The sequence below is a fragment of the Bradyrhizobium genosp. SA-4 str. CB756 genome (assembly GCF_000473125.1).
In the GTDB taxonomy this organism is placed as follows: Bacteria; Pseudomonadota; Alphaproteobacteria; order Rhizobiales; family Xanthobacteraceae; genus Bradyrhizobium; species Bradyrhizobium arachidis.
Genome location: NZ_KI421499.1, coordinates 3,841,366 through 3,853,928, shown reverse-complemented (window position 1 = coordinate 3,853,928; position 12,563 = coordinate 3,841,366). Strand labels below are relative to the sequence as shown.

General features: G+C 65.4%; 11 protein-coding genes. 7 read left to right on the top strand and 4 right to left on the bottom strand.

Annotation, left to right across the window (positions count from 1 at the left end):
• Positions 1-35: 35 nt before the first annotated feature.
• Complete coding sequence (locus tag BRAGE_RS0119050) at positions 36-1,055, top strand: transporter (RefSeq protein ID WP_027557430.1); 1,020 nt, start codon at positions 36-38, stop codon at positions 1,053-1,055.
• Between the two features lie 6 nt (positions 1,056-1,061).
• Positions 1,062-2,459: a carbohydrate porin gene (locus BRAGE_RS0119045; RefSeq protein ID WP_027557431.1), complete on the top strand. Its 1,398-nt coding sequence runs from the start codon at positions 1,062-1,064 to the stop codon at positions 2,457-2,459.
• Here BRAGE_RS0119045 and BRAGE_RS0119040 read toward each other — a convergent pair.
• The 3 genes from BRAGE_RS0119040 to BRAGE_RS0119030 form a co-directional block, all read right to left on the bottom strand.
• On the bottom strand, positions 2,456-3,751 hold the full coding sequence (locus BRAGE_RS0119040; RefSeq protein ID WP_027557432.1) for an MFS transporter: 1,296 nt from the start codon (positions 3,749-3,751) through the stop codon (positions 2,456-2,458). The genes BRAGE_RS0119045 and BRAGE_RS0119040 overlap by 4 nt on opposite strands.
• Before the next feature lie 226 nt (positions 3,752-3,977).
• Positions 3,978-5,174, bottom strand: a complete 1,197-nt coding sequence (locus tag BRAGE_RS0119035) for an acetyl-CoA C-acyltransferase (protein ID WP_027557433.1) — start codon at positions 5,172-5,174, stop codon at positions 3,978-3,980.
• A 293-nt stretch (positions 5,175-5,467) separates the two neighbouring features.
• Positions 5,468-6,238, bottom strand: a complete 771-nt coding sequence (locus BRAGE_RS0119030) for an enoyl-CoA hydratase (RefSeq protein ID WP_027557434.1) — start codon at positions 6,236-6,238, stop codon at positions 5,468-5,470.
• Positions 6,239-6,390: 152 nt separating this feature from the next.
• On the opposite strand from BRAGE_RS0119030, the gene BRAGE_RS0119025 reads away from it, so the two are divergent.
• Together BRAGE_RS0119025 and BRAGE_RS0119020 are read left to right on the top strand one after the other, a co-directional pair.
• Entirely contained in the window at positions 6,391-6,918 is a 528-nt protein-coding gene (locus BRAGE_RS0119025; RefSeq protein WP_027557435.1) for a PaaI family thioesterase, read from the top strand.
• Between the two features lie 70 nt (positions 6,919-6,988).
• Positions 6,989-7,609, top strand: coding sequence for a TetR/AcrR family transcriptional regulator (locus BRAGE_RS0119020; protein ID WP_027557436.1), 621 nt, complete (start codon positions 6,989-6,991; stop codon positions 7,607-7,609).
• A gap of 110 nt (positions 7,610-7,719) precedes the next feature.
• On the opposite strand, the gene BRAGE_RS0119015 is transcribed toward BRAGE_RS0119020, so the two are convergent.
• Positions 7,720-8,628 (bottom strand): LysR family transcriptional regulator, encoded by a 909-nt coding sequence (locus BRAGE_RS0119015; RefSeq protein ID WP_027557437.1) that lies wholly within the window; start codon positions 8,626-8,628, stop codon positions 7,720-7,722.
• 102 nt (positions 8,629-8,730) lie between these two features.
• Here BRAGE_RS0119015 and BRAGE_RS0119010 point away from each other — a divergent pair, with 102 nt between their 5' ends.
• The 3 genes from BRAGE_RS0119010 to BRAGE_RS0119000 all read left to right on the top strand — a co-directional run bounded on the left by BRAGE_RS0119010 (position 8,731) and on the right by BRAGE_RS0119000 (position 12,558).
• Positions 8,731-10,227, top strand: a complete 1,497-nt coding sequence (locus BRAGE_RS0119010; RefSeq protein WP_027557438.1) for a CoA-acylating methylmalonate-semialdehyde dehydrogenase — start codon at positions 8,731-8,733, stop codon at positions 10,225-10,227.
• Positions 10,228-10,348: 121 nt separating this feature from the next.
• Positions 10,349-11,494, top strand: a complete 1,146-nt coding sequence (locus tag BRAGE_RS0119005) for an isobutyryl-CoA dehydrogenase (protein ID WP_027557439.1) — start codon at positions 10,349-10,351, stop codon at positions 11,492-11,494.
• Positions 11,491-12,558 carry an enoyl-CoA hydratase/isomerase family protein gene (locus BRAGE_RS0119000; RefSeq protein WP_027557440.1) on the top strand — a complete coding sequence of 356 codons (1,068 nt, stop codon included), beginning with the start codon at positions 11,491-11,493 and terminating at the stop codon, positions 12,556-12,558. The genes BRAGE_RS0119005 and BRAGE_RS0119000 overlap by 4 nt, the downstream gene beginning before the upstream one ends.
• The last annotated feature ends 5 nt before the right edge of the window (positions 12,559-12,563 follow it).

Below are 12,563 nucleotides of genomic sequence, written 5' to 3'. Positions count from 1 at the left end.
CGGAGCGGGGCATCTGTTGACGGTTGGGGTTGGCCATGGCTGAGCCGGCAAAGCTTGTCAGCGCGATAGGGAACACCGAGCCCGCTATTCCCGGCCTGGTCTGGGCATTCCGCCTGCACAGCGACGGTAGCGCCGAGCCGCTTCCGATCGACCAGCCGATCGAGTTCACTCATGATGGCCGGCTCTGGCTGCATTTCAACCTGACAGATGGTCGCGTGCGGCCGTGGATCGCGGCATCGCCGCTGCCGCCGCTCGCGCGCGAGCTGCTGCTGTCGAACGACACGTTCCAGCAGCTCCACGTCATCGACCATTGCGTCTACGGCGTGTTCTCCGATCTCGTGCGCGAGATCGACAGCGCGACGGAGGAGACCGCGTTCCTGCGCTTCGCCATGACCGAGCATCTGCTGGTCTCCGGCCGCCATCAGGCGCTGTGCTCGGCGGATGCGACGCGCCGCGTGCTCGAAGGCGGCTACCGCGTCGACAATGTCGCTCATCTCCTGGAGAAGATCGTCGACGAGGTCGCCGACACGCTCGACCGGATGGCCGACAAGCTCGGCCAGGAAATCGACGACATCGAGGAGCGCATTCTCGCCGATGAGGCCAAGCCCGAGATGCGCCGCAATCTCGGCCGCCTGCGCCGGACCTGCGTCCGCCTGCATCGCCAGCTCACCGGCCTGCGCGTGCTGTTCCACCGGCTCGACCAGAAGAACACCGACCACCTTGCGCCAAGCTTGCGCATCCATGCCGGCAAGCTGGCGCAGCGGCTGGACGGTCTCGACCACGACATCGTCGAGCTGCGCGAGCGCAGCCGCCTGCTCGAGGAGGAGCTGCGCTTCAAGAACGAGGAGGAGAGCAACCGCCACCTCCACACGCTCTCGATCGTGACCTCGCTGTTGCTGCCGCCGACGCTGATCACCGGCATCTTCGGCATGAACACCAAGGGCCTGCCGCTCACCGACGTCGACGAGGGCTTCATCTGGGCGGCTGCGATGATGATCTGCTCGGTCGGTGCGGCCTATCTGTTCATGCGGCGCACAGGCATCTTCAAAAAATAGCCTGCCGTGACCGGAACTGCCCACAGATTGCTGCTGCAAAGCGCCGCCGCCATTGCGCTCGCCCTGGCGAGCACGGATGCATTCGCCGGCGCCAAGGACGAGAGCGCGGCCGAATGGCTGTTTCCGAAATGGTTCAACGAGTGGCATGACGGCCTCGCCAACAAGGGCCTGAATTTCGGCGCCACCTACATCGCGGACAACATTGCCAACGTTTCCGGCGGCGTGAAGCGCGGCGCCATCCATTTCGGCCGCCTCGACCTGTCGATCGATGCCGATCTCGACAAGCTGGTCGGCTGGACCGGCGGCCGCTTCTACGCCAACGGCTTCGTGATCTACGGCCAGGGGCTCTCGCGCAACTACGTGGTGAATCTCGCGACCATCAGCGAGATCGAGGCGCTGCCGGACCAGCGGCTCTACAACGCCTATTTCGAGCAGAGTTTTTTCAACGACCGCCTCAACATCAGGGCCGGTCAGCAGGCCGCCGACGTCGAGTTCTTCGACAGCCAGACCGACGACCTCTTCATCAACGGCACCTTCGGCTGGCCGGCGATCAAGGCGAGCAACCTTCCGGCCGGCGGCCCGGCGCCGCCGATCGCGGTGCCCGGCATCCGCGTCAAGGCCACGCTGTCGGACCAGGTCACGCTGTTCGGCGCGGTCTTCAACGGCGATCCGTCCGGTCCGGGCGATCAGGATCCGCAGCTGCGCGATCATCACGGCCTTGCCTTCCGCGTCAACGATCCGCCCTGGGTGATCGGGCAGGTGCGCTTCAACTACGACATCGATATCGGCGGGCGTCCGCTTGCCGGCAATTTCACGCCGGGCGCGTGGAAGCATTATGGTTCGTTCGACAGCCAGCGCTTCACGGTGGAAGGGCAGTCGATCGCCGACCCAGATGGCAGCGGCATTCCGGCAAGGCTCCGCGGCAATTACGGCATCTTCGCCGTCATCGAGCAGGTGCTCTACCGTCCACCGGAGGTCAAGGACAACACGACCTCGGCCTCGCTCCCGGGTGTCACCGCGTTCGGCCGCATCGCCTACAGCCCGCCGGACCGCAACCTGATCGATCTCTATCTCGACGGCGGCATCGGCTTCGTCGGCTTCACGCCGGGCCGTCCGCTCGACCGCTTCGGCGTGGCGATGGCCTATATGCGGATCTCGAACACCGCGCGCAATCTCGATGTCGATACGAATTTCTACACCGGCGTTGCGGGGCCGGTGCGCAGCAACGAGACCCTGCTCGAGATGATCTACGAGGCGCACATCAAGCCGGGCTGGCTGATTGCACCTTACTTCCAGTACGTGTGGCGCCCCTCCGGTGGCATCCCGAATCCGAACGATCCGACCGGCCTCTCGCGGATCGGTGACGCCGCAGTGTTCGGCGTCACCACCACGATCAGGTACTAGGCCATCGCGGGCTTCGGCTCGGCCTTCGGTTGCCGCGACAGCGCCAGCACGATCAGCGAAGCGAACACGCAGAGCGCGCCGGCGATGAAGAACGCAGGCAGATAGCTCTGATAGACCGTCCGCGAGAAGCCGGCGCCGAACGCAGCGGTGCCGGCGCCGAGCTGGTGACCGGCAAAGATCCAGCCGAACACCAGATTGGCGCGCTCGGGTCCGAACTTCTGCGCCGTGAGACGCACCGTCGGCGGCACCGTCGCGATCCAGTCGAGCCCATAGAACATCGCGAAGACGGACAGGCCGTAGAACGAGAAATCGCTGAAGGGGAGGAAGATCAGCGAGAGCCCGCGCAGGCCGTAATACCAGAACAGCAGATAGCGGTTGTCGTAGCGGTCCGAGAGCCAGCCCGACATGATGGTGCCGAAGAAGTCGAAGATGCCCATCGCAGCGAGCAGGCTCGCCGCCTGCACCTGCGGGATGCCGAAATCGAGGCACATCGGGATCAGGTGCACCTGGACCAGGCCGTTGGTCGAAGCGCCGCAGACGAAGAAGGTCGCAAACAGGATCCAGAACGCGCTCGACTTCGAAGCATCGCGCAGCGTGCCGAGCGCCACGCCCGTGATCGAGCCGTGGTTGACCGGCGGGGCGGGCAGGGGTGCCGTGCCTTCGTCGCCGAACGGGCGCAGGCCCACGTCGCTCGGCCGATCGCGCATCGCGAGCAGCACGGCGAGGGCGGAGACGCCGAGCGCGATGCAGACGAAGCCGAGCGCAAGCCGCCAGCCGTAGCGTTCGGTGAGGCTTGCCAGCAACGGCAAGAACACGAGCTGGCCGGTGGCGACGCTCGCGGTCATGATGCCGACGACGAGGCCACGTCTTGCTGCAAACCAGCGCGTTGCGATGGTGGCGCCCAGCACCAGCGCGGTCATGCCGGTTCCGATGCCGATCACGACGCCCCACAGCGCGATCAGCTGCCAGACCTGCGTCATGCCCAGCGAAGCGACCAGCGCCGAGACGACGATCAGCTGCGCCGCCAGCGTGACGTTGCGCAGGCCGTAGCGGTTGAGCAGCGCAGCCGCGAACGGCGCCATCAGCCCGAACAGGATGAAGCGGATCGACAGCGCGGAGGAGATCTCCGCCGTGCTCCAGCCGAATTCCTTCTGAAGCGGGACGATGAACACGCCGGGCGCACCGACCGTGCCGGCGCTGATCAGCGCGGTGAGGAAGGTGACGCCGACCATCACCCAGCCGTAGTGGATGTTGCGGCGGCCGAGTGCCGCCGCGAGCCAGTTCGAGATCATTGGGCCTCAATCTTGGTTGGCAGGCTTTGGGAGACCTGCGTCATCGTTGCAGTCTGGCACGGAAGAGGGAAGTCTGAAATGACAGACTTCCCTCAATTCAGGACATCGGAGATTCAGGACATCAGGCGTTAGAGCATGATCCGGAAAAGTGCGCAGCGGTTTTCCGAAAAGATCATGCTCAAACCATAACCTAAAGCGCGACGATTCATCCTGATCTCATCGCGCTTTAGTGCGTCAGCCGCTCCACCGCGATCGCGGTGGCTTCGCCGCCACCGATGCAGAGCGCCGCGACGCCGCGCTTGAGATTGTTGGCCTCGAGCGCATGCAGCAGCGTCACGATCAGCCGCGCGCCAGTGGCGCCGATGGGATGGCCGAGCGCGCACGCGCCGCCGTTGATGTTGAGCTTGTCGCGGGGAATGCCGAGGTCGCGCTGCGCCGCCATTGCCACCACGGCGAAGGCCTCGTTGATCTCGAACAGGTCGACGTCGGAGGCAGCCCAGCCGACCTTCTCGAGCAACTTGCGGATCGCCGGGATCGGCGCGGTGGTGAACCATTGCGGTTCCTGGCTGTGGGTAGCGTGGCCCTTGATCTCGGCGATGGCAGGCAGGCCATTGCGATCGGCCAGCGAGCGCTTGGTCAGCACCAGCGCGGCGGCGCCGTCGGCATTGGCGGAGGAGGCGGCCGGCGTGATGGTGCCGTTGGCGCGGAACGCCGGCTTCAGTCCCGGGATTTTTGCCGGATCCACCTTCAGCGGATGCTCGTCATTGGCGATGATGCGCGGGCCGGCCTTCTCGGCCAGCGTGATCGGCGCGATCTCGGCCTTGAAGGCGCCGTCCTCGACCGCCTTGCGGGCGCGGCTGAGCGTCTCCATCGCATAGGCGTCCTGGTCCTTGCGGGTGAACTGGTAGGCCTCGGCCGTGGCCTCGCCGAAATCGCCCATGGAGCGGCCGGTCTCGTAGGCGTCTTCGAGGCCGTCCATCATCATGTGGTCAATGATGCGGTCGTGCCCCGCGCGATAGCCGCCGCGGGCCTTGGCGAGCAGATATGGCGCGTTGCTCATGCTCTCCATGCCGCCGGAGACGACGATCTCGGCCGAGCCGGCGCGAATGATGTCGTGCGCCAGCATGGTCGCCTTCATGCCGGAGCCGCAGACCTTGTTCACGGTGGTGGCGCCGGTGGCATCGGGCAGACCGGCTGCACGCGCGGCCTGCCGCGCCGGCGCCTGGCCCTGGCCGGCCGGTAGCACGCAGCCCATGAAGACCTCATCGACCTTCTCCGGCGCAAGCTTGGCGCGCTCCAGCGCGGCGCCAATCACATGCGAGCCGAGCTTGTGCGCGGCAAGCGGCGACAGCTCGCCCATGAAGCGGCCGAGCGGGGTGCGGGCGGCGGAGACGATGACGACGGGATCGGCGGCTTCGGCCATGACAAAACTCCCTGGCGATGATGATTTAGATTATGATCATCATATGATGCGACGCAAAAAATGCAACCGCGCGAGGGATGAGAAAATGTCGTGGGTCGGATGAGATTTGGTCGTTCGATTGGGGGGGCGCGGTGGTCGTTCCGCATACCGCCGTCATCGCCCGCGAAGGCGGGCGATCCAGTACTCCGAGGCAGTCGTGATTGAGCCGACGGGCCGCGGCGTACTGGATGCCCCGCCTTCGCGGGGCATGACACCGCCTTTGGAGCGGTGACGGCTCACTACCGCAGGAAAACCTACCGCTTCCGGTTGACAAACGCCTGCATCAGCCGCGTCGGCTCGTCCGTCAGGAACGACTCACCAAAGACCTTGACGCTCAAATTCACCGATTCCGTCAGCGGCAATTCCTCCCATTGCCGCAGCAGCGCCTTCTGCGAGCGCAGCGCCTCCGGGCCGCATTCGAGCAGGGCATTCACCAGGTGCTCCACGGCGGCGTCCAGCCCACCTTCCGGTGCGACCTTATCAATTAGCCCCCACGCCAGCGCGGTTGGCGCGTCGATGTTCTCCGCCGTCATCACCAGCCAGCGCGCGCGGGCCCAGCCGATCAGGCGCGGCAACAGCGCCGCGTGGATCACCGAGGGGATGCCGACGCGCACCTCCGGCATGCCGAAATGCGCATCATGCGTGGCGATGCGGAAGTCGCAGGCGGCTGCGACCTCGAGCCCGCCGCCGAGGCACCAGCCGGGCATGCGCGCAATCACGGGGGCGGGGAACTGGCGCACGGCCTCGCACAGATCGCGCAGGCGGCTGATGAAGGCCTCAGCTGACTTCTGGTCGAGCTTGGCCATCTCCTTGATGTCGGCGCCCCCGATCATGCTCTTCTCGCTCTGGCCGCGCAGGACCAGGACGCGGATGCTGCGGTCGGACGAGAGCTGCTGCAGGCCTTCGTGCACCGCGTCGGTCACGGGCGAGCCCAGGATGTTGAGCGAGCCGGCGTTGCAGATCGCGACATGAACGACGCCGCGCGCATCGCGCGTCACTCCGCAGTGATTGTTGAGCATTTCCATCTTGGCATCTCGAAGGTTTCGTGGACAGGCGCGAGGCGCGCACGTCCGCATCACTTCCGGGCCGAAACGCCCTTCTTGTCAAGCGGGCAGGGCGGAGTTGCCAGTGCGAAGTCCGTGGCATAGTATGACGTGCATCATTCAAAGAGGCCGCCATGACCGAACTTGAGCAACTCGACCTGTTTTCGCCGGCGCAGCGGCGCGAGCGCGTGGTGGACTGGCAGGTGCCGGCGCCGGTTGCGAAAGTGGCGATGGGGCTGTCCGGCATGGACGCCATGCTGGGCATCCGTGATGGCCGGCTGCCGCCGCCGCCCTTCGCAAAGCTGATCGGCTTCGTCATGGCCGTGGTCGAACCGGGGCGGATCGTCATGGAACTGGAGCCGCGCGAGGATCTGGAAAATACCATCGGGCTGCTGCATGGCGCGACGGCGGCGGCGCTGATCGACACCGCCATGGGCTGCGCCATTTCGACACGTCTGGAGGCTGGCCAATCGTCCGTGACTCTCGACCTGAAGATGACGTTCCTCCGCCCGCTGTCGGTCCGGTCCGGGCTGATCTCGGCCGAAGGCAAGATCATCAAGCTGGGCCGCCAGACCAGCTACACCGAGGGTTTTGTGCGCGACGGCAAGGGCGCGCTCGCGGTCCATGCGACTGCAACCTTTTCGATGATCGGCAATGTCTAAACACGAATTAATGCACCGCCTGGTTCATTTCTGTGTTATGAGATGATCTTCGACATCCAATGAGATCCGCATGCGCTATTCCCGGGAACACAAGCAGGAAACCCACGACCGGATCGTGAAGAAGGCCTCGGTGCGGCTGCGCGAGAAGGGCGCCCATGGCATCGGCGTCGCCGATCTCATGAAGGAGGCGGGCCTGACCCATGGCGGCTTCTACGCGCATTTCGACTCCCGCGAGGCGCTGGTGATCGAGGCCTTCGCCTATGCCATGGACCGCTCGATGGAGCATTGGCGCAAGCAGTCCGATCAGGCCGCGCCGGAGAAGCAACTGGCCCAGATCGTCGAGACCTATCTCTCCGCGCTGCATCGCGACAATCCCGGCCATGGCTGCTCGATCCCCGCGCTCGGCGCCGAGATCGCTCGTGAGAGCCCGAAGACGCGCAAAGCCTTCGCCGGCAAGCTCGATGAGATGATCGAGATGATGACCAGCTACATCCAGAACCAGCCGCGCAAGGCAGCGCGCAAGCAGGCGATCGCGACGCTGGCGACGATGGCGGGCACCATGCTGCTGGCGCGCATCGCCGGCTCCAGCGAGCTGTCGGACGAGGTGCTGAAAGCGGGCAAGGACAGCGCGCTCGAGGGCGCGAAGCGCGAGCCGAAGGTGACGGCGCCGAAGAAAGCGAAGCAGAGCTAGGCCGAGATGCCGTAGGGTGGGCAAAGCGAAGCGTGCCCACGATTTCGTCGTTATCGGAGAGAGATGGTGGGCACGGCGCTTTGCGCCTTTGCCCACCCTGTGGACCGGTGCTATCGCCCCGCAAACAACGCCCGCTCGCGCTCCACGATCTCGCCGATGTAATCCGCAACCGCCCGGATCCGCGCGAGGTCCTTGCTGTCCGCGTGCATCAGCATCCAGAACGTCCGCGTGATCGAGATCTCCTCCGGCAGCACCGCCACGAGCTGCGGATAGTCGGCCGCCATGAAGTGCGGCAGCACCGCAATGCCGAAGCCGGCGAGGGTGGCATTGAGCTGCGCGATCAGATTGGCGCTGCGGAAGCGGGCCGAGATCCGCGGCGACACCTGCGGCAGATAGTCGAGCTCGGGCGTGAACAGCAGCTCCTCGATGTAGCCGACGAAACGATGCTGCGGCAGGTCCTGCCGCGAGGCGATTGTCGGGAAGCGGTCGAGATAGGCGGGCGCGGCGTAAAGCCCGAGGCGGTAATCCAGCAGCTTGCGGCCGACGATGCGGCCTTCCTTCGGCATGGTGAGGCTGATGGCGATATCGGCTTCGCGCTTGGAGAGGCTGAACAGCCGCGCGGTCGCCACAAGTTGCAGATCGAGGTCGGGATAGCGGTCCGCGAACGGCGCCAGCCGCGGCGCCAGGAATGCGGTGCCAAAGCCGTCGGGCGCGCCGATCCGCACCGTGCCGGTCAGCCGTGCCACGGAGCCGCCGACCTGCTCCTGGTTGGCGACGATGGTCGATTCCATCGCTTCCGCGCTGTCAGCGACGCGCTGGCCGGCCTCGGTCAGGAGGTAGCCGGTCTTGCGCCGGTCGAACAGCTTGGCCGAGAGGTGCTTTTCCAGGCGGTCGACGCGGCGGATCACGGTTGCATGATCGACGCCGAGCTGTTTTGCCGCAGCCGACACCGAGCCGCCCCGCACGATGGCCAGCACGAAGCGAAAGTCGTCCCAGTCGATGCTACCTTGATCCAGCATTTTCGCACATCTATGGTGCAATATCTCAGACTTGAATCCTATAAAATGCAGGTCAATAGGATTTGTCAAAGCGTTCAAGCTCGCCCTCAAGGAGATCATTCCATGCGTTCAGTCGGACATTTCATCGGTGGCAAGGAAGTGAAGGGCACCTCCGGCCGCACCGCCGACGTCTTCGAGCCGATGACCGGTGACGTCCAGGCCAAGGTCGCGCTGGCGTCCAAGGCCGAGGTCCGCGCCGCCGTCGAGAACGCGCGCGCAGCGCAGCCCGAGTGGGCCGCGACCAACCCGCAGCGCCGCGCCCGCGTCATGATGAAATTCGTCGAGCTGGTGCAGCGCGATTACGACAAGCTCGCCGAGCTTCTCGCCCGCGAGCACGGCAAGACCGTTCCCGATGCGAAGGGTGACATCCAGCGCGGCCTCGAGGTCGCGGAATTCGCCTGCGGCATCCCGCACCTGATGAAGGGCGAGTACACCGAGGGCGCAGGCCCCGGCATCGACATCTACTCCATGCGCCAGCCGCTCGGCGTCGTTGCCGGCATCACGCCGTTCAACTTCCCGGCGATGATCCCGATGTGGAAGTTCGCGCCCGCCATCGCCTGCGGCAATGCCTTCATCCTCAAGCCGTCGGAACGCGATCCTGGCGTGCCGATGCTGCTCGCCGAGCTGATGATCGAGGCGGGCCTGCCGGCCGGCATCCTCAACGTCGTCAACGGCGACAAGGAAGCGGTCGACGCCATCCTCGATGACCCCGATATCAAGGCCGTCGGATTCGTCGGCTCGACGCCAATCGCGCAGTACATCTATGAGCGCGCGGCCCAGACCGGCAAGCGCTGCCAGTGCTTTGGCGGCGCCAAGAACCACGCCATCGTCATGCCCGACGCCGATATGGACCAGGCCGTGGACGCGCTGATCGGTGCCGGCTACGGCTCGGCCGGCGAGCGCTGCATGGCCGTCTCCGTCGCGGTGCCCGTCGGCAAGGCCACCGCGGATCGCTTGATGGAAAAGCTGATCCCGCGCGTCGAGTCCTTGAAGATCGGCACCTCGATCGATCCGTCGGCCGATTATGGTCCGCTGGTCACGCGTGACGCGGTCGAGAAGGTCAAGAGCTACATCGACATCGGCATCAAGGAAGGCGCGACGCTCGCCGTCGACGGCCGCGGCTTCAAGATGCAGGGCTACGAGAACGGCTTCTATCTCGGCGGTTCGCTGTTCGACAACGTCACCAAGGACATGCGGATCTACAAGGAAGAGATTTTTGGCCCGGTGCTCTCGGTCGTGCGCGCGCACGACTACAAGGAAGCGCTGGCGCTGCCGTCCGAGCATGATTACGGCAACGGCGTTGCCATCTTCACCCGCGACGGCGACGCCGCCCGCGACTTTGCGGCCAAGGTGAATGTCGGCATGGTCGGCATCAATGTGCCGATCCCGGTGCCGATCGCCTATTACACCTTCGGCGGCTGGAAGAAGTCCGGCTTCGGCGATCTCAATCAGCACGGCCCGGACTCGGTCCGCTTCTACACCAAGACCAAGACGGTGACCTCGCGCTGGCCGTCCGGCGTCAAGGAAGGCGCGGAGTTCTCGATCCCGCTGATGAAGTAGGGCTGTTGCCCAGCCCGTCATTGCGAGCGCAGCGAAGCAATCCAGAATCTTTCCGCAGAGGCAGCCTGGATTGCTTCGTCGCTTCGCTCCTCGCAATGACGAGGAAGGTGAGGAGCCCAGCATGCAGTTCGCTCTGAACGAGGATCAGGTCGCGGTTCGCGAGATGGCGCTGGCGTTTGCGGCGGAGAAGATCGCGCCGCACGCGCTGCGCTGGGACGAGGAGAAGCACTTTCCCGTCGACGTGATGCGCGAGGCAGCAAGCCTCGGCATGGGCGGCATCTACATCCGCGACGATGTCGGCGGCTCCGCCATGAGTCGGTTCGACGCGGCGCTGATCTTCGAGGCGCTGGCGACGGGATGCCCGACCACCTCGGCCTTCATCTCCATCCACAACATGGCAAGCTGGATGATCGATGCCTACGGCAGCGACACCCAGCGCCACCAATGGCTGCCGAAGCTGTGCAGCATGGAGCTGATCGCAAGCTACTGCCTGACCGAGCCGGGCGCCGGCTCGGACGCGGCGGCGCTTCGCACCCGCGCCGTGCGCGACGGCGATCATTACGTCCTCAACGGCCAGAAGCAGTTCATCTCCGGCGCAGGCGGCACTGATCTGCTGGTCGCCATGGTTCGCACCGGTGGCGACGGCCCCGGCGGCATCTCGACCCTCGTCATCGATGGCAAGACGCCGGGCGTGTCCTTCGGCGCCAATGAGCGCAAGATGGGCTGGAACGCGCAGCCGACCTGCGCGGTGATGTTCGAGAACGCTCGTATCCCGGTCGCCAATCGGCTCAGCGAAGAGGGCGTCGGCTTCAAGATCGCGATGGCGGGCCTCGACGGCGGCCGCCTCAACATCACGGCGTGTTCTCTGGGTGGCGCCCAAACTGCGCTGGACAAGGCGCGCGCCTACATGAAGGAGCGCAAGGCCTTTGGAAAGCGCCTCGACGAATTCCAGGCGTTGCAATTCCGCCTTGCCGACATGGCGATCGAACTCGAGGCCGCGCGCACGTTCCTGTGGCGCGCTGCGGCGGCGCTGGACCGCAAGGACCCCGACGCCACCATGCTGTGCGCGATGGCGAAACGCTTCGGCACCGATGTCGGTTTCGAGGTCGCCAACCACGCGCTGCAGCTTCACGGCGGCTACGGCTATCTCAGCGAATACGGCATCGAGAAGATCGTGCGCGATCTGCGCGTGCACCAGATCCTCGAAGGCACCAATGAAATCATGCGGCTCATCGTGGCGCGCAAACTGATCGAGGGCGCGCGATGAGTGCAGTGGAGGAGGGCGATCTCATCGTTCGCCGCGAGGGCGCGGCGGGCGTGATCCGGCTCAACCGCCCGAAGGCGATCAACGCGATGACGCTGGAGATGTCCGAGGGCATCGACGCGGCGCTCGATAGGTTCGAGACTGATCCTGAAGTCGCAGTGATCATCCTCGAAGGCTCCGGCGAGCGCGGCCTCTGTGCCGGCGGCGACATCCGCGGCCTCTGGGAGAGCTCGCGCGAAGGCGGCGATCTCGGCGCGCGGTTCTGGCGCCAGGAATACGTCATGAATGCGCGGATCGCGAAATACCCGAAGCCGTATGTCGCGTTCATGGACGGCCTCGTGATGGGCGGCGGCGTCGGGCTGTCGGGCCATGCTAGCCATCGTGTCGTCACCGATCGCACCAAGCTGGCAATGCCCGAGGTCGGGCTCGGCTTCTTCCCCGATGTCGGCGGCACCTGGTTGCTGTCGCGCTCGCCCGGCGAGATCGGCACCTATTTTGGCCTGACCGGCCAGACCATGAACGGCCCCGATGCGATCCACGCCAAATTTGCGGACGCCGTGGTGCTGGCCGCCAAGTGGCCGGAGCTGCGCGAGGCGCTGACCAAGGTTCGCCGGGGCGCGACGGCTGCCGACGTCACCAAGCTCATCAACGGTTTTGCGACCGGCGAGACTGCGGGGCCGGTCGCCGCCAAGGAGCCGATCATTGACGCGCTGTTCGGCTTCGATCGCATGGAAGACATTTTTGCCGCGCTCAAGCGCGACGGTTCGGAGTTTGCGCTGGCCACGCTGAAGACGCTCAACGAAAAATCGCCGCGCGGGATGGTAGTGACGCTGAAGCTCTTGCGGCTCGCGCGTACAGCGTCGAGCCTGGAGGAGTGCTTGGTGCGCGAATATCGCGCCGCATGCGAGGTCTTCCGCAGCGACGATTTCCGCGAGGGCGTGCGCGCCGCCGTGATCGACAAGGACCGCAATCCGACCTGGTCGCCGCCGCGGATCGAGGATGTCACGCAAGAGATGCTGGCGCCGTATCTCGCCGAGATCGGCACTGATGAGCTGAAGTTTAACTAACAACG